Origin of the sequence: Arthrobacter alpinus, from assembly GCF_001294625.1 — a bacterium.
Lineage (GTDB): Bacteria > Actinomycetota > Actinomycetes > Actinomycetales > Micrococcaceae > Specibacter > Specibacter alpinus_A.
Genome location: NZ_CP012677.1, coordinates 1,897,040 through 1,914,011, shown reverse-complemented (window position 1 = coordinate 1,914,011; position 16,972 = coordinate 1,897,040). Strand labels below are relative to the sequence as shown.

Annotated in this window: 18 protein-coding genes and 1 pseudogene; 6 read left to right on the top strand and 13 right to left on the bottom strand. The window is 59.3% G+C overall.

Going from position 1 to position 16,972, the window contains the following annotated elements; genetic code table 11:
* Positions 1–975: 975 nt before the first annotated feature.
* The 6 genes from AOC05_RS08510 to AOC05_RS18860 all read right to left on the bottom strand — a co-directional run bounded on the left by AOC05_RS08510 (position 976) and on the right by AOC05_RS18860 (position 6,585).
* Entirely contained in the window at positions 976–1,155 is a 180-nt protein-coding gene (locus AOC05_RS08510) for an STAS/SEC14 domain-containing protein (protein WP_062006854.1), read from the bottom strand.
* Positions 1,156–1,843: 688 nt separating this feature from the next.
* Positions 1,844–2,737, bottom strand: coding sequence for a F510_1955 family glycosylhydrolase (locus AOC05_RS08505; protein WP_062006853.1), 894 nt, complete (start codon positions 2,735–2,737; stop codon positions 1,844–1,846).
* Between the two features lie 51 nt (positions 2,738–2,788).
* Positions 2,789–3,391, bottom strand: coding sequence for a DUF305 domain-containing protein (locus AOC05_RS08500; protein WP_062006852.1), 603 nt, complete (start codon positions 3,389–3,391; stop codon positions 2,789–2,791).
* A 105-nt stretch (positions 3,392–3,496) separates the two neighbouring features.
* Positions 3,497–3,994, bottom strand: coding sequence for a hypothetical protein (locus tag AOC05_RS19400; RefSeq protein ID WP_154605551.1), 498 nt, complete (start codon positions 3,992–3,994; stop codon positions 3,497–3,499).
* A gap of 84 nt (positions 3,995–4,078) precedes the next feature.
* Positions 4,079–6,214 carry a copper-translocating P-type ATPase gene (locus tag AOC05_RS08495; protein WP_062006851.1) on the bottom strand — a complete coding sequence of 712 codons (2,136 nt, stop codon included), beginning with the start codon at positions 6,212–6,214 and terminating at the stop codon, positions 4,079–4,081.
* Between the two features lie 41 nt (positions 6,215–6,255).
* Complete coding sequence (locus AOC05_RS18860) at positions 6,256–6,585, bottom strand: heavy-metal-associated domain-containing protein (RefSeq protein ID WP_082357863.1); 330 nt, start codon at positions 6,583–6,585, stop codon at positions 6,256–6,258.
* Positions 6,586–6,921: 336 nt separating this feature from the next.
* Here AOC05_RS18860 and AOC05_RS19395 point away from each other — a divergent pair, with 336 nt between their 5' ends.
* Complete coding sequence (locus AOC05_RS19395) at positions 6,922–7,176, top strand: hypothetical protein (RefSeq protein WP_157374944.1); 255 nt, start codon at positions 6,922–6,924, stop codon at positions 7,174–7,176.
* Between the two features lie 93 nt (positions 7,177–7,269).
* Here the strand turns inward: AOC05_RS19395 and AOC05_RS20420 are convergent, their stop codons facing one another.
* The 3 genes from AOC05_RS20420 to AOC05_RS20775 all read right to left on the bottom strand — a co-directional run bounded on the left by AOC05_RS20420 (position 7,270) and on the right by AOC05_RS20775 (position 8,393).
* On the bottom strand, positions 7,270–7,392 hold the full coding sequence (locus AOC05_RS20420; RefSeq protein ID WP_257720360.1) for a hypothetical protein: 123 nt from the start codon (positions 7,390–7,392) through the stop codon (positions 7,270–7,272).
* Positions 7,389–7,895 (bottom strand): permease, encoded by a 507-nt coding sequence (locus AOC05_RS19750; RefSeq protein ID WP_231687206.1) that lies wholly within the window; start codon positions 7,893–7,895, stop codon positions 7,389–7,391. The genes AOC05_RS20420 and AOC05_RS19750 overlap by 4 nt, the downstream gene beginning before the upstream one ends.
* Positions 7,896–8,141: 246 nt before the next feature.
* Complete coding sequence (locus AOC05_RS20775) at positions 8,142–8,393, bottom strand: permease (RefSeq protein WP_197277918.1); 252 nt, start codon at positions 8,391–8,393, stop codon at positions 8,142–8,144.
* Positions 8,394–8,911: 518 nt separating this feature from the next.
* Here AOC05_RS20775 and AOC05_RS08485 point away from each other — a divergent pair.
* The 3 genes from AOC05_RS08485 to AOC05_RS19390 are packed head-to-tail and all read left to right on the top strand — an operon-like array spanning position 8,912 to position 9,929.
* Complete coding sequence (locus AOC05_RS08485) at positions 8,912–9,166, top strand: SHOCT domain-containing protein (protein WP_062006850.1); 255 nt, start codon at positions 8,912–8,914, stop codon at positions 9,164–9,166.
* 32 nt (positions 9,167–9,198) lie between these two features.
* Positions 9,199–9,744, top strand: coding sequence for a hypothetical protein (locus tag AOC05_RS08480; RefSeq protein WP_231687205.1), 546 nt, complete (start codon positions 9,199–9,201; stop codon positions 9,742–9,744).
* A gap of 17 nt (positions 9,745–9,761) precedes the next feature.
* Positions 9,762–9,929, top strand: coding sequence for a hypothetical protein (locus AOC05_RS19390; protein ID WP_154605549.1), 168 nt, complete (start codon positions 9,762–9,764; stop codon positions 9,927–9,929).
* 21 nt (positions 9,930–9,950) lie between these two features.
* Here the strand turns inward: AOC05_RS19390 and AOC05_RS08475 are convergent, their stop codons facing one another.
* The gene (locus AOC05_RS08475; RefSeq protein ID WP_082357862.1) at positions 9,951–10,322 is read right to left on the bottom strand and encodes a hypothetical protein; all 372 of its coding nucleotides are present in this window, start codon (positions 10,320–10,322) and stop codon (positions 9,951–9,953) included.
* A gap of 567 nt (positions 10,323–10,889) precedes the next feature.
* Here AOC05_RS08475 and AOC05_RS08470 point away from each other — a divergent pair.
* A pseudogene (locus AOC05_RS08470) lies at positions 10,890–11,921 on the top strand (ISAs1 family transposase); the annotation flags it as partial.
* A 127-nt stretch (positions 11,922–12,048) separates the two neighbouring features.
* Here the strand turns inward: AOC05_RS08470 and AOC05_RS08465 are convergent.
* Complete coding sequence (locus tag AOC05_RS08465; protein WP_082357860.1) at positions 12,049–12,738, bottom strand: transposase; 690 nt, start codon at positions 12,736–12,738, stop codon at positions 12,049–12,051.
* Positions 12,739–13,513: 775 nt separating this feature from the next.
* Positions 13,514–15,145, bottom strand: a complete 1,632-nt coding sequence (locus AOC05_RS08460) for an FAD-dependent oxidoreductase (RefSeq protein WP_062006845.1) — start codon at positions 15,143–15,145, stop codon at positions 13,514–13,516.
* A 303-nt stretch (positions 15,146–15,448) separates the two neighbouring features.
* Here AOC05_RS08460 and AOC05_RS08455 point away from each other — a divergent pair, with 303 nt between their 5' ends.
* The gene (locus AOC05_RS08455; RefSeq protein WP_062006844.1) at positions 15,449–16,066 is read left to right on the top strand and encodes an SOUL family heme-binding protein; all 618 of its coding nucleotides are present in this window, start codon (positions 15,449–15,451) and stop codon (positions 16,064–16,066) included.
* Positions 16,067–16,263: 197 nt separating this feature from the next.
* Here AOC05_RS08455 and AOC05_RS08450 read toward each other — a convergent pair whose 3' ends face one another.
* The gene (locus AOC05_RS08450; protein ID WP_062006843.1) at positions 16,264–16,965 is read right to left on the bottom strand and encodes a type 1 glutamine amidotransferase domain-containing protein; all 702 of its coding nucleotides are present in this window, start codon (positions 16,963–16,965) and stop codon (positions 16,264–16,266) included.
* Positions 16,966–16,972 lie beyond the last annotated feature (7 nt).

Below are 16,972 nucleotides of genomic sequence, written 5' to 3'. Positions count from 1 at the left end.
GTGGTGGTTAAGCAGGTATGACCCTTATGGGAACTTGAGCGCAGCCAGTGATCTCGTCAACGTCTTGTCTGCCAGCCCGATCGCCAAATTTCAAGTGTAGGCAGATTGGAAGGATGGGGAACAGGCCATGGCACAAATCATCCCGCGAGTAGATACACACAAAGATACGCATTACGCAGCAGTGATCAGTCTCAACGGCGCGCACCTCAGCGCAGTGGGAGCAAGCGCTTAGGCGGCATTTGTGGCAGTGCTCACGTGCCTTGGTGCGGTGTCGAACCGGAGGGCCAGATCCCTAGTTAGCCGGAATCTTTTAGCACGTCTTCGACTCCGAGGGTGGGAGAGTCAGAGAGTTCGTCGTGCATGTCATCGGGGCGAAGGCGCCGAGAGCGGACTGAGCGCTCCCCGGATCATGCTGAAGAGCTTGCTGGTAAATCCTGGTCAGCGTGTTCTCCTCGCGGCCTTGCAGCTTCGGCTATGGGGCGGGTGCGCCTCGGTGCCCCGCATTGACGGAGAACTGCCATTGCCGCTGGGGGACGCGCCAGCCAGTCGGTTCATCGCAGAGTACGTGCACGACCTGAGGTCACGCACGATCCGCATCGGGGGTTGGACTATACGCACCGGGTCCTGACACCGGCGGTGTTTCTTTGCCTGGCCAGCATCAGGCCGGTGACTGGCCGCGCGTCCTGCTGGGTGTCCGATGCTCGGACGTGTGTGTCCTCTTGCCTCCCCCTCTGCTCGGAGGTTGCCGACCGATCGAGCCGCTCGACGTCCTCGATCACGACCAGTGGACAGCGCGTCACCGCGAGATACTGACGGCTGTGCGGTCAGCTCAGAGGTGATCGTGGTGTGGCGTCCATGACTAGGTGGCGCTGGGGCTTGCTCAGAGAATAGCGTTGGCAACGACCGAATACTAAGAGACTCCTTGAATGCCGTCGTCCCCGGCATGAACGGGCTGGAGCCATAACCGATGATTCTTCAACCGGCGACCCAGGCCGTGGCCACCTCAAGGTCTGAGATGGTGACTGCACGCACCCCGCCGGGCATCAGCAAACCGAATACCTTGGCCACGTGATGGACCCATGCGGCATAGGAGACAATGGCGAAGCGTTCCCAGGCCTTGAGGCGTTCAATCCCCAGCTTGACGTCGTCGAACATTGCCCCGGCCGTTTATACGTCCCAATCAGGACCCTGCACCAACAGCACACGCGCCGCGACTGTGCGGGCGATGAGAGCCTCGATGGCCGGGACCAGCGTGTTGTTGTAGTCCGGGCCTGGGTCTTGCCGTGCGCAGTAAAGCCCACGGTGGTCTCGGGAAGATCGGCGATCGGCGTGAACATCGAGAGGTTCCTTCCGTGGAGCAATGTTGGCTCGGATGCTTCGGCGCTACCACCCTGAGCAGTGTCCTGGCGGTGCTCGTCATCGACGGCGTCTGAGCCGCACCAGTGGCCCAGCGCAGATCTCCGGTCCTGATATGGGGTAAAGTCGACCGCCGTGGCCCGCAAAACGAGCCCCATGTAGGCTTGTCTCGCAGGACCCTGCGGGGAGCAGCACGCCGTATAGCCGTGAGGAATGGAGCTCATCATCCAGATCGCCGGTCTACCACAGGTTGGTCGCTTCGTCTGAGGCAACCGTGACTGTGAGGTCGATTGGGTTTGCCCGCAGGAGAACCTCAACCGGAACGAATCGAGCTCAGCTGTGATTTTTCAAAGCTAAATGGCGCACTTTTTTGCAGTGGTAAGTGTCGCATCCCGAAGCGTGTGATTGTTGACTCCGTTTGGCGCCTGAATCGCAGCTACGATTGTCGGTGACGTTGGTGGCGAAGAATTCCCCGATACCCACGGCGCTAGGGTACTGCCGGGGCGAAGGTGGCTCCGCCGTCGGAGGAGCTTTGAACGCCTTCAGCTGTGGCCACCCAGATCCCGGGTATACCGGCTGTACCGGCCAATGCTGTCACGGCTTGTACCTGCCCCTCAACCTTCCCAGCGGGAGTCCATGTCAGCCCGGCATCGGTGGAGACGTGGACGTTTCCGTCCGGTGCGATACCTACCACATGCGTGGGGGCCGGCCCCGCCTTACCAGATTCGGCGGCGAAGGACACGAACTGCATCAGCGGGGCACCAGGGACTGCGCTCCAGGTTTTCCCGCTGTCGGTGGAGCGTTGCAAGCCTTCTTGGGTGGTGGCCAAGACTATTGAGGTGGCCGGGTTTCCGGCCAATACTGCCGGGGTAAAGCTCGCCGTCGATGTTGCCCATGTGAGGCCGTCGGCGCTGGTACGCAATTTCCCGTCAAAGGCGACGAGCCCGTGATCAGTGCTGCTGAGAGCATGGAAGTCGGACTGGCCTCCACGTGAGAGAGGTTCCCAGGTTTTGCCGGCATCCAAGGAACGGATCAGACCCACGGGCTCAGGCAGTGTCGATCCGGGGCCGGGGTGCCCGGAGGCATAGAAGGCCTTAGCGTCTGCAGTTGCGGTGAATCCCATCAGGTCAATGGTCTCAGTACCAATTTTGACGGGGGTTTTGCCCGTGGCGTCGTAGAGACCGTCGTGGGTGGCGAGCAGGATCTGCATGGATACAGGATCCACAGAGATTCCGTGGACATGCCCGGCAGAAGCTGGCACCGGTTCGGGAGTAACTGCAGAGGTCGTCGCTGGTGTGCAGCCAAACAGAGCTAGTGGCAGGAGCAGGGCCGCACCGAGCAGTGGAAGGCGGGGACGCGAAAAGAGAGTTCGAGGGGTCATCAGGGGTCTCCAAGGCAAGAGGGGAAGGCTGTGGTTGGTGCGGTCGGTCTTCTAGAGAGCTGCCAGCAGCTTTTTCATGTCCTTGATTTCAGCTTCTTGGCTGGAAACAATTAACTTGGCCAAGGTGACGGCGTCGGCGTTCTTACCACCGGTGACTTCTGTCTTGGCCATTTCCAGGGCCCCTTCGTGGTGAGCGGTCATCTGGACCAGGAACATTCTTGCCGCTTCGATGCCTTGAGCTGCCTTGAGCTTGTCCAAGTCGGCGCTGGTCATCATGCCGGCCATGGCGTGATCGCCCGTCATGGTGGTGGGTTCACCCCACGCGCTCAAGTAGTCTGTCATAGTGCTGATCTCCGGGGCCTGGGCGGCCTTAATACCCTTGGCCAAAGCTATGATTTTTGCGTCCAAGCCGGGCTTTGCGAGCATGATGTCACTCATCTCCACTGCCTGGGAGTGGTGAGGCAGCATCATTTGGGCGAACATCGTATCTGCTGCATTGTGATCAGCGCCGATAGCGGGGGATTGCGCGGTGGATATGGCCGAGCTGCCGTGGTCCATGCCTTCCATGGAGCCTGCATCGGCGCTGGTGGAACAACCGGACAGAGCAGTAACGGCGGCCAGGGCGGTGGCGGAAATCGTCAGAATTTTCTTCATAGTAAACAGTCCTCAACTCAAAGTTTTCACTACAGATGGACGTCACCCTCGGTGGGGTGCGTTAACGAGGACCCGTCACAGTGTGACAGGTCAGAGTCGAACGGTTTACGTCCTGCTGATGCAGAGTTGAGTCAAGGAAGGAGGGTCAGGGATGTGCCCTGCGCATTTGTATCCCTCATGGCCCGAGATGGTGGGCCCAGCGGCAGGATCGGGCACGAGGCCCGGTTGCGGGGCCGCTGGCGTCCACGCCCCGGCGAAGGGGATGCAAGCTCCGTGGCCTGCCATGGGCATCTCGCATCCCAAGGGTGAACATCCACACACATTCATGTTCCCGTGGGGGGAGGTCACTGCCGCAACCTCGGCATGGTCGGCGGCTGACATGGTTAGTGACGTTGCCCGGTGTGCGGCTGCAGGAGCTTCTGTCCCGTCGGCGGCTACTGAGGTGCCAGCACTGCTGTTGTGCACGGACGCCATCGGTGTAGCTTGTGCGTTGCCGACTATGTGCATGCCCAGAATGCCGCTCACGATAGCAACCGCCAGCGTGATTAAACCTACCCAGCGCAGCAAGGATCCCGGTAGTCGCAGCGTGCTTGAGGCTTTCATGGCGGGATCCTTTCTCGTGCCTTGGCGGTGACAGTCGTAATGTAGTGTAACGGAGCGTCCTGGGCGGTTCCGGTGAGCCTTGTGCTAGCTCGCGTCGACTGGGTTGAGCTTGAGTCGGCGCAGTAGTTGGGCGTTTAGTGCCACGACGATGGTGGACAAGGACATAAGCACTGCCCCGGCCGCTGGTGAGAGCACGAAGCCGACGCCGGCGAGCACTCCTGCAGCCATTGGGACGGAGATGATGTTGTAGCCGGTGGCCCAGATCAAGTTTTGCCACATCTTGCGGTAGCTCGCTTTAGAGAGATCCACGGCGGAGAGTACCGCTCGTGGATCATTGCCAGCCAAGATCACCCCGGCTGATTCCATGGCGACGTCCGTTCCGGCGCCGATCGCGATGCCGACTTCTGCTCTGGCCAGGGCTGGTGCGTCATTGACGCCGTCACCGACCATAGCCACCTTCATCCCGCGGCCTTGGAGCTCGGTCACTTTCTGGTCCTTGTCTTGGGGCAAGACTTCGGCAAAGACCTCATCGATACCGAGTTCGGTGGCCACGGTGTCGGCGACTTGCTGGGCATCACCGGTGATCATGGCGACTTTGATGCCGCGGGATTGCAGGGCGTGGACGGCCTGTCGGGATTCCTCACGCACTTCATCTTCCAGCGCGACAGCGCCGATCACGGCACCGTCTTTGATGACGTGCAGAATCGAGGCCCCTCGGTCCATCCACCGCGTTGTTGCGGTCTTGATCCGCTCAGGTACGGCCAGTCCGAGTTCCTTCAGCAGTGCCGGACCGCCGACGGCTACAGGGGAACCGTCAATAGTGGCCTGGACGCCGCGGCCGGTCATCGATTGGAAACCTGTGGCAGCGATGGCTGGTGTGCCGGTCTTGTTCGCGGCCGCGATGATGGCGCGCGCCACGGGGTGTTCACTATCGGATTCCACGGCGGCGGCCAGGGCCAGCAGCTCATCTGTGCTCAGTCCTTCAACGGCCGTGACGTCGGTCAGTGCAGGCTCACCCTTGGTCAGGGTTCCGGTCTTGTCGAAGAGGACCACATCGATGGTGCGCATCCGCTCCAGTGCCATCCTGTCCTTGATCAACACCCCTGCCTTGGCTGCGCGTTCGGTGGAGATGGCAATGACCAAGGGGATGGCAAGGCCCAGAGCGTGGGGGCAGGCAATGACGAGCACTGTCACCGTGCGGGTGACGGCATCAGGAATGCTGCCCAGCAGTGACCAAACGATGAAGGTGATGACGCCGGACCCGGCGGCGAAGTAGAACAAAAACGCGGCGGCACGGTCGGCCAGGGCCTGTGCCCGGGACGTGGAGGATTGGGCCTCGGCCACCAGCCGCTGAATCCCCGCCAACGCTGTGTCATCGCCGACAGCGGTCACTTTCACCCGCAGGGAATTATCGGTGGCAACGGTGCCTGCCACCACGGGGTCGCCAACGGTCCTGGGGATGGTCTTGGATTCGCCGGTGATCATAGACTCGTCTACTTCAGCGGATCCGTCCGTGATTTCGCCGTCAGCGGGCAACCTGGCACCGGGGCGGACCAGAACAATATCGCCGGGATTCAGTTCTGCGATGCTGATGGTTTCCGTGCCGCCATCGATCACGCGCTCGGCCTCATCAGGCAATAGAGCGGCGAGGGCGTCAAGGGCACCTCGGGCCGAGCCGAGCGCACGCATTTCGATCCAGTGTCCCAGCAGCATGATGGCCACCAGCAGGGCCAGTTCCCACCAAAAGTCCAAATCGAATCCGCCAATGCCCAGGCTCGTCACCCAAGACGCAATAAAGGCGACCGTGATGGCCATGGAGATCAGCAGCATCATGGCCGGCTGGCGGGACTTGATTTCCTGCCACCCACCCTTGAGGAATGGCTGACCTCCGTAGAAGAAGATCACGGTACCCAACAGTGGCGGGATCCAAGCCGAACCGGGGAAGGCCGGGACGGTGTAACCCAGGAGGTGCCCGAACATGGGACTGAAGAACACGACAGGGATGGACAGGATCAAGGTCAGCCAGAAGCGGTTCTTAAACATGGCCGTGCTGTGCCCAGCGTGTTGACCCTCACTGTGCACTGCATGGTCATCATGATCCATGCCGGCATGTTCCATCGAGGAGTGACCCATCATGGTGGGACTTGCGCCGGGGTGGTCGCCCTCTTCCGGTGCAGTGCCGGTTGATTGGTGGCCGGTGGGGTTGCTGTGCTTCTCCATGACTCTCCTTGCTCGGCGGTGCAGAAATAACCGGCAGCTGGTTAGCTTCGGGTCAGGGAGTACCCGGCGCTTTCGACGGCGGCTCGCACCGATTCCCGGCTGGCGCCACCGATGCCGGACAGTGTAGAGATGCCGCCGGCCACCAGTTCAACAATGGCCGAATCCACTTCCGGCACGGCTGAGACAGCCGCTTCCAAAGTTTCTACGCAATGCCGGCACGTCAGACCCTCCAGGGCATACCTCGTTCTGGCAGCTTCGACAGTAACCGCGGGCGCTGACACCACGGCTGTTGGGTCGGGGGAGCAGCACTTACAGCCGGTATCAGTGGCTGGGGTCAGGTTGAGGTCGTTACGGATATTAGTTCCACACATGTCAGCCAATTCCTTCGAACGAGGATGAATGATGTGTTGGGGTTGAACGGCAGTGGCGGCCGGAATGCTCCTCAGCCGAGACAAACTACTTCACTAACAACAAACTCAATATACCCCATGGGGGTATATTGGTCAAGGTGATAGGAGGCCTTTTTGTGTGACTCCCCTGCATATGCAGACAGGAATGGGGAGGGATGAGAGTAGGGCAGCCGGTCCGTGGGTTTGACGGTGGAGAGTCTTTGCGAACTTTGCACAAGGAGCCGGGGTACGGGGACTTCTGGTGCGGCACGATGGCGAATTTTCGGCCTACCGTTCTGCTGAGGTCTTGGATAGGTCATGGCCAATAACCTCTCAGTACTCATCGCTGGCAAATGCTGTGGCTCCGACCCGGGAGGTGGTGGAGTTGCACTCGTCCATCTCATGGCGGTGTCGTTGATCCGCAGTCTGGGGAGTGTCGGTGCTGGCATGGTCACGGGGCGCATAAACAGGCGCCGCGTGACGACGCTGATCGTGTCCGCCGCGGCGGTGATGACCACGGTGAACGAATCCGAGCATGCTCTGAGAGTACGAGGAAGGGAACCAGTGCGGTGACGTCGAGCGCGATCGCAACCCAAGGGATCCATCTTTTGGCGTGGACCTCGCTGAGCACATACCGGATTATTCCCCAGTGGATCCCGATGCCCCTTACCAGGAAGAAGACGACTCCCAGCCCAGCAACCTCGGAACCTGTCCCATCTCAAGGAGCATGGTGTAGAGCTTGGAGACATCGAAAAGGCTGGCCACCACGCCCGAAAGTGTGGCGATCACGATTGATCCGGGCCGGGCCGGGCTGGGCAGCGCAGGTCCGTGGTTCGAGGTGCGTGGTTTTGGTGGCTGGTGTGGTGGTCCATGGGGTGGCCGTCGTTGGAGTGGTCCTCTCCGGTGTGATCGTGTCCAGAGTCGGGTGAGCCACCCATCATTGTGAGCAAGCTGTCTGAGTTGCTGCGGAAGAACACTACGAGCAACGCCAGCCCAATGAGGATGAAAGCGATGTTCAGCCAGGTGGTGTAGTCCCAGCTGATGCCAGCGTCGATGATCGAGAGGTGCCGGTTGCGGGGGACCAGGTGCAGGGGCGTGAAGATCAGCTCGACGACGTAACCGGCGAGCACTATGGCCGCGTAGAAGATCGCGGTGAGGTGTAGTGCCGCTTTCGTCCCGCAGTACTTCCGGTAGAAGAGGATGATCGGGATGATGATCAGGTCAGCAAAAATGAAGCTGATGACGCCACCGAAGCTGATCCCGACATTCCACAGGACCGCGGCAAGGGGCACGTTTCCTGCCGAGCAGAGAAAGCTGGCCACCGCGATGAGCGGTTCGATCGGGGCCCGAGGATGAACGCCAGGGCTGGGTCATGGACGAAGAAGATCGCTTGCAGCCAGGGTTTGGGCAACCAGGCGGCGAATGCTCCTGCAATGAGCAAACCGATCAGGATGTCCCGGAGCATGGCCGCCCAACCCATCACGAAGTACCGCGAGACTGACGTGATGCCAGCGCGGGAGAACAGCCTCTTCCAGAAGCTACCTTCTGCAGTGATGGACATGTCCATCGCTGCGTGGCCCTCTATGGAGCCAGCCACGCCCTTCTCGGCTTGGGTCCGGGCGGTCTCCACAATTCTTGCCACGCATCCACACTCGGAATCCGAGGGCGACGAACACGATGATGAGCGGGCCGCCGACGAACTCCGCCAGCGTGAACTGCCAGCCCATCACGAACGTCAAAATGAGCCCGAGCTCGAGCAACAGGTTCGTGGAGGCGATCTCGAACGCCATCGCGGCAGTGAAGTTGGCGCCCGTACTAATCAACGCCAGTGCGAATCAACGCCCTTGCGAGGGCGAAGGCCGCGTGGGAGCACGACGAGGACGCAGCGCCGAGGCCAGCTGCGATGGTCAGGGAGCGGGGGAGTCATCATGCATGAGGGCAACGATTCGTTCCTTGAGAACGATTGCTTGGATCACCCCTGGCAGGGTGAATCCGAGCATGAGTGGCCGGAGGATCTGCCATGCCATGGAGCCCGCGATGGCTAGTGCATGTCCGAGTGCTTCCAGGATGAACGCGCACGTCCTCCTTCACGTTCTATGTCACGTGTCCACCTGCTGGGGCATTTGTGGCGAGGAACGTTTTGAAAGATCAACCACGGTGATCGGGTATGGACAGACCTGTGCGCACCTGAACGGGCCCCATTGGAAGTGCGGCACGTACCGGAGGGGCAGCTCGCTTGAAAAGGACCTATGGCTCTATTTCCCGAGCGGGAGGCGCGCTAGCTTTTCAAGTAAACGGAGGTTTGACCATGTACGGATATGGTGGCGACAGCTGGGGAATGACTGGCTGGATTGCGATGGCAGTGCTGATGGTTTTGTTCTGGAGCGGGGTGGTGATCGTCATCGTGGTTCTTCTTCGACGCCCGCACCCCGGCCAGGGAACGCCCGACATGCGCCCCTCACACTACGAGGCCGAGCGTATCCTGCACGAGCGTTTCGCCCGCGGGGAGATCGATGAAAGCGAATACCTCGCCCGCCATGCCGCTCTTCGACGACCGGAATGATGTCCGTTAGTGCGTGGTCGTCCCGAGCATGGGTGATCCTTGGGATTCTGGCAACGTTGCTTCTTGCCGGGTGGTCCCTGGTGACGATAGGCGCGCTGGGAGGCGAGTTCACCGCGGGCGGGCAGGGATCACCAGAGCGGGCATGCACGGTGCCGATTCGTTTTGGAATGACAGTGAACGTCGCCCTGACGAACATGGGCGGGCCCATGATGGGCGGTGGTGGTGGACCGATGACCGGTGGCGCCATGGGCTTGCACGCAGACCAGGTTACCGTTGCACACGGGGCTGTGTCCTTTCTCGTCACGAACCTGGGTAGCATCACCCACGAAATGGTCGTTCTTCCCCTTCTCGAGTCTCAAGTTGTGGGCGCACGCCCGATCGGCGGTAATGCGAAGATCGATGAAACGGGCAGTCTTGGGGAGGCCTCCAATACCTGCGCAGAAGGCGCTGGCCAGGGTATCGTGCCCGGAGGCTCAGACTTGGTGAGCATTATCCTTGCGCCGGGGCAGTACGAGTTGTTCTGCAATCTCGCCGGCTATTACGCCGCCGGCATGTACACCCAGCTCACCGTCACCTGATAAGGAACCACTGAGACATGAATCGAATACTTTCAGCAGAAAGACGACTGCATCAGACCATGGACGTGTTGACCGTCGCACTATTTTACGATGGGGCCGCCACCGGGTTTGACGACGAGTTGGGTATGAAAGCACCCCGCCAGGATTTTCCTGGCGGGGTGCTCCTGGCCATGGTGGCTGCATGATCGTCAGTGTTGCCGGAGAGGTTACTCGCTGAATTCACTGACCGCTGATTGTGCTGCGGACTGGTCCACGATCGCGCTTTTCGTTGAGCGGGTAGCCATGAGCGCGGCGAGGGCAAGGTCGTTGATGGTGCGGGGATAGCCGCGGGATTCTAGATGGATGACGGTGATCGTGTCCTCGGAAAATATGGGATCAGATCGGCTGGCGAAGCCGACGTGTCCCTTGATGTATGCACCGGTGTCATCGGCGTTCATGCCGCCGATGGTGAACCGTGTGCCGATGCGTTTGTCCAGAGCGGCCATGACCGCTAGATTTAATCGTCGCCGCAAGGTGGGTTGGCCGATCAGCAATAGGGCGAAGGGCGACTCGGTATCCATATTTACGTTGCCGGGCATCCTCAGTGCTTCGAGGTCGTCATTTGAGGTGTACTAATGATGTGCGGCGTTGATGCTGGTATTAGGTGTCAAGCGAGTGTTTTCAGTGTTTGCAGCTGCTAATAATCAGTGAGCCACTTTTGGTATTCAAGGGCTCGTTTCTGGTCTTTGGTGATACCTCGTTCGAGTCTGGATAGGCGGTTGAGATCGCTGTCTAGGAACTGCGCCGCGGCAGTGAGAGTGAGCCCAATTTCGAGGCGGAAGGCTCGGAGGTCTTTGCCATGGATGACCGGTTGCGGGTTGGTGAGCAGGTGAAAGACTTCCCTGGCAATGGCACGTTTGAGGCACCGCAGGATTTCCTTCTTCGTCTTACCGTCGGCAGTGCGCTTGGCAACCTAGATTTTCGTCATTGGATCACTGGCCATACGTACCAAAGCGATTTGATACAAGGCAGAGTTCGCTGCCCTGTCACCAGGGCTGATGCAAAGTCGTTAGTGGGGCGTTGGCGTCTTAAAATGTGAGACGATCCGGGCCGAGCTTTTAAGTATTGAGAACCCCTGTTAAACATGGTGATTGTTCAGACCAATCATGTGCAACAGGAGTTCCCGCATGCCATCTTCCACTATCACGACCCTTGTCCGCCAACTGGAGGCCGTCCCCGAGCAGGCCAAGGCCTCGTTGACGCCCGGGACGATGCGGGATGTCCTGGACTCGATCCCAGACCCCCGAAAACGACGGGGCATCAGGCACGGGCTGACCGAGATCCTGGCCTTGGCGGTCTGCGCGGTGCTGACCGGGGCCAAATCCTTCGCCGAAATTTCTGAATGGGCCGCCGACACCGGACGTGGACCCTTGGCGAAGGCCGGAATCAAGGTCCCCCACGTCACCACGATCCAGCGGGTCTTGGCCAGGGTCGACGGGGACGTCTTCGATACCGCTTTCGGTGCCTGGGTCATCGCCCAGGTCAAGCCCAAGGTCATTGCCATCGACGGGAAAGAAGTCCGGGGAGCCAAGAACGGTGGCGGGGACCGGGTGCACTTGATGGCTGCCGTTGACCACGCCACCGGCACCATCCTTGGGCAGGTCAGTATCGGCATCAAGACCAACGAGATCACCCGCTTTGAGGACCTGCTGGACACCATCAAGAACCTCCTCGGCATGATCATCACCATGGATGCACTCCATACCCAGCGCTCCCACGCGGAATACCTGATCAAACGTGGTGCCCACTACATCATGACCGTGAAAGGAAACCAGCGCAGCTTGCAGCGCCAACTCAAGGAACTGCCATGGAAAGACGTACCCGTCGGCAACAAACAGCCCTACAAAAAACACGGCCGCAAAGGATCCCGCTCCATCAAGGTCGTCACCATTGACGCCGGCATCCTGTTCCCCCATGCGTCCCAGGCCGCGCAGATCACCCGCCGCTCCCGCCGGACCAACGGCACGAAGTGGAGCGTAGAAACGGTCTACATCATCACGTCCCTGCCAGCAGAAACTACCAGTGCAGCGGATCTGAACACCATGGTCCGTGGGCACTGGACCATAGAAAATCGCCTCCACTGGGTTCGGGACGTGGTCTTCCTGGAGGACAAATCAATGGTAAGGACCGGCAACGCGCCCAGGCTCATGGCCTCCCTCAGGAACCTGGCCATCAGCCTCTACAGAATCGCAAGAATAGCCAACATCGCCAAAGCCACCAGACACACCGCCAGAAGCGCCCACCGCGCCCTCAAACTCGCCAGAATCAGACCACTACCAGCGACTTTGCATTAGCCCTGGCCCTGTCACCGCCACGGTTCAGGCGAAACCTGTTCGTTTGTCTAGAGGATGCTGGCAACGGTGATACCCCGCAGAGAGCGGCAAAAGCATCTTCGCTTTGTAACCGCTCAGGATTGTCGCCGGCTTTAATGAGTAGCTGGCTGGCAATGATTGTGGAAACTCCCCTTACGGCGGTCAGGGCCTCGTTTACCTGCTCTACGAGAGCCTGAAGTTCACCCTCGCAGATAGTGATTTCCTCATCCAGGTAGATATAGCGTTTTGCCAATCGTTTCAGCGCTGAACGCGTTGCCGTTTCCACACAGTCAACCCTTACATGAGTATGGGAAGCGGCAAGTTGGCCCACGAGCTTCTTGGTGGAAAGGCTCCGATACTGGGCACGAACCTTCTCTGGAGCCGTGACGAGAAGACTCTTGATCTGGGTAATAACCTCAGCGTGCGCCTTCAATGCTGATCTGCGCCCAGCATGGATGACCCGGATGGCTTCTACCGTGCCGACACTGGTCTTCGCAGTGACGACGTCTTGGTGGGTCAAGGCAGTGTGCGCTGCAGTGTAGGCGTCAATGGCATCGGATTTACCCTTCATACGGCGCACCACTTTGGCCGGGCGGATCACTTCCACGACTTCAATATTTCGGGCCTGAAGATGACGGGTCAATCCAGCCCCGTAGGAGTTGGTCCCCTCGATTCCTACCCCGCAGGAGTTCTCCTTGGCAGGTGATAAATGCTGTCAGTGCCTGATATCCCGCTTTCGTTGCCGGGAACTGCACCGCGCTGAGGTGCTCGCACTGCAAACTGATCACTGCCGCGTAATGGGTGTCTTTATGTGTATCTACACCCGCGATAATCTGAGCCATGGCCTGTTTCCCATCCTTCCAATCTGCCTACAATTGAAAGGTGGCGATCAGGCTGGCAGACAAGACGTTGACGAGATCACTGGCCGTGCTCAGGCTCCTATAAGGTCATGCCCGCTTGACCGCCACCTAATAAAAGGCGCCCGCCGAGCAGACAGATCCGATTCAAGACAAACCCCGCCTGGAGCCGTCAGCCCCATATGGGGTCATACCCGACGAAACACCCAATACCAGTATCAACGTCTCACATCATTAGTACACCTCAGAAGGTCAAGAGCTAAACCGGGAACCCGGAGAAATCAAGACTCATCGTCAAGCAACGCGGCTACTTATAGCCATCCACTGCGACGCGTAACAATGGCCCTACGGATGGAGGCCAGTTAGCAGCCATATGGGCTTCGCAATTGGCACTTGGTGTCCGCTGGTAGAAACATCTAAAGCGGCTCAGGGAGATTTTAGTGGTGTCGCTGAGCGGTCATCGTATCCACACCGGATTTCCAATCAAATCAGTGTTTAACTGCGCCAAGGTCATCAACATGGACGGCGGCTACCTCCTGGGCGATCTCGACAAGGCGCATTTCAGGTCAGCAGTTTACGCAGTCCCATGCCGTAGCCTGCTCGTGCGACAACAGTTCCAAGTGGCCTGAGCCAGCGTGGCAGCCACGCCGGCCGGAGGCTCTGGCGCCAAACTACTAGGACCTCGGAGCCATGTTGTTCGATGCTAGCCTCCACTTCGCCTGCAACCGGGCCAAATTTTGATACTACTAGACGTCCCGGCATTCCCTCACTAGGTGCTTCAGCCCGCCGTACCAGCATGCGGTCTGCTATTTTCACTGGCCCCAGTGACGTGAGTGCGACAAATTCGAGGCCATCGCGCATCCTGCTGTGTGCTGGCGTCACTACGGTGAGCGGAATGGCTCTGGTGTGGCCATCTAGATCGGTCAACTTTTCCCATATGTCCCTGGCGTCGCCGATACACCGGATCCGCAGGGCGAACGTATCGCTCAGAGGCTCACGCGCATTGACCATTCCCCTTGTATTTCCCAGCGCGTGTGCCGCGGCAGCCCCACTTGCTAATGCACCCTGAATGGAGAATTCCGCCGAGTCTCCGGCTATTATCACTCCGGCGATCCCGCTATCCAGGGGACGTTGCCCGGGTTCGATGGTGGGCAAGGCATCGGGAATGTCGTGGCGCACCAGTAATCTCCAGTCGGGATTATGAACCCCCATGACGCTGGCTGCTTGGGTCATGGCTTCGCTGTCATCTAAATCGTGCGCACCGACGACGGTCGCTTGCACCAGATGACGTCCAGCAGGGGCGTATGACGGGCAGGAATTGGAGATCACCGAAGTATGGGTCAGTCGGGACTCTCCGCGTACATCCAAGTAAAGGAAGGGCAATGTACTGGGTCGCTGGGGAGCATCGAACCACCACGTGGTCAGGGAATTCATGGTGGGCTCCGGCTGTCCAGTGAGCCGGGCACTAACCCGGGGGCCGGTGGACACCACCACCCGGTCCGCTATCATCTCTTCGCCGGAGGCGCAGACTACTTTCACTTGGCCCTTGTGGCTGATGAGGGACTCTACGATCGTTGAGAATCGGATGTGCTCTAAGATCGGCGCAGCCACCTGATGTGCCACGGCAGACATTCCTTGCGACGGCAACGCCGGGATTCCCTGGGCGAAATACCAGGCCAGTATTCGAGCTGAGGACGCCACGGTTTTTAGATCCCGGTCCGCCACCACACCCGAAAAGAATCTTTCGATGACCTTGCGTAAGGGTGTAGAGAAACCAGCTTGGTCGATGACCTGGTGCAGCGTCAGAGATTCGCTGCGCGCAAGGCGGGTCCAACGGAGTAACGCAGAAACGTCGCTTAGCTTAACCGTACCGCCGAACAGTCCTCTCAGGTATGAGGGATGCCGAAAAGGATCCGCCAATATCTGAACACCATGCTCATCTCGAACCGCGACACCGTGTCCAAACGCATGCAGATCTAGGTCCTTGAGGTTCAGTGCCCGCCGAGCGTCCGGGTAGCCAGGATTAATAAGCTGGAACCCACGGTCGCACCGAAATCCGTCAACCAGCTCGGTATCGACGCGGCCACCAACTCTTTTTGAGGCTTCTAGGATCGTGACGTCGTGCCCTTGTTCGGAGGCCAGCCCTGCGGCACGCAGCCCCGCTAGTCCCGCACCAATAACAATCACTTTCACGGTAGTTTCCTTCTTCGGTCAGGAATTATCGTATTATTTCGTGCCATACCAGAGCTTAGCCTCGATCCACCAATGAAAGTCCGTGAACGGACGGTATTTTTCACCATGAAATGGCCCTTCCCGAGGAAAATTGATCTTACCGTAGAACAATTTTCCGAGAGCAAAGGGCACTTCGCGGATGTAAGTTTCTCGCCGTCTGTTCCGGCGCCGATAACTCCTGGATTCGGGGCGCGGATTTACGTAAGGAGTTTTTGACAGTCGGTTCCACCTCGATATACAACGGGGTAGGAGTACCGTGATGACATGACTGAGCAACAGCCTTTCCAAATAGTGCGCAGCTACGATGGTTTCGAGGTACGCCGCTATTCCGAACATCTCCTTGCCGAGGTTCTTGTCGAGGGAGCCTTTGAAGATGCTGGCAACCTCGCATTCCGGTACCTTTTTGCCTATATCAACGGAGAGAACCAGGCAAACCAGAAAGTTCCGATGACCGCCCCGGTGGTGCAGGACGCTGCTCCAGAAAAGATCTCGATGACCGCCCCCGTCCTGCAGCAAGCAGTTGAGGGTCAAGGGGATGACTGCGGGACGCCAAAGTTCCGGATCGCCTTTGTCTTACCGGAAGGGTTCACCATCGAGAGCGCACCTTGGCCCACCAATCCCAGGGTGCACCTAAGGACAGTTCCAGAGAGCCTTGCTGCAGTTATCCGCTTCAACGGGCGCTGGAGTAACGTGCGCTATCAGCAGCATCTCCAATCGCTGAGAACTGCTTTGAGAGAAGCCGGTCTCGCGTCGATTGGCGCACCGCGTTTCGCAAGATTTGATCCGCCATTCAAGCCATGGTGGCTGCGTCACAATGAGATAGTCCTTGACCTTCCAGAGTCCGACCAAGATGGCGCAGGCTACAGCTCCACCCAGAGCTGAGCCGTCCCGGGAATCATGCCGCCGTTTTACTTGTGTCGTCGTCGTACATAACCCGGTGGTTCAAATCGAGTTCGCAATACGTACAGGATCAGTGTTAGGTGTGCCCGTTAGCCGTCTTGGCAACCTAGGCACACCTTAGCCCGCGGCTTGCCTTGCCTGAGACGGGCCCGGTGCGGCCGGACCCGTCTCAGCTGCTGCTATTTCTGCATGGCCTTGATGACTTCCTTGGCGACGTCCTCGCTGGACTGTGGGTTTTGTCCGGTGATGAGGTTGCCGTCGCGGACCACATTGGAGCTCCAAGGGGCAGCGTTTTCGATGATGGCGCCCTTTTCCTGCAGTGCGTCCTCGACGAACCAGGGAGTGTTGGGCCCGGTTCCGCCGTTGAGTTCTTCCTCGTTGGTGAATACTGTCAGTCGGCGACCGTCGAAGGCGAACGTGCCATCGGCCTCGACGGCGCTCAGCAGAGCCGCCGGGCCGTGGCAGAAGGGGGCAATTATTTTGCCGGCCGTGTTGGCGGCGATCAGCAGCCGGCCCAAATCCGCATCTTTGTACAGATCGGTCATGGGTCCGTGCCCGCCGGGCATAACGACGACGTCGTAGGTCTCGGAGCTCACTTCGGCCAGCACCAGCGGGGCGGTCAGCTCGGCGTCCATGGAAGCGATGTAATCACGGAAACCGTCTGCCCTATCCTTGCCCCCTGCAGGTTCATCCATCAGGCTCACTTGGTCCACGGTGGGCTTCACGCCCCCGGGAGTTGCGATGTGAACCGTGTGGCCGGCGTCGAGCAGGGTCTTGTGCGAAACGACCAGCTCCTCTGCCCAATATCCGGTGGGGTGTTCGCTGCCGTCCCGCATGGAGAGGGAATCGGCGGCGGAAACGATCATCAGTATGTTTGCCATAGTTTTT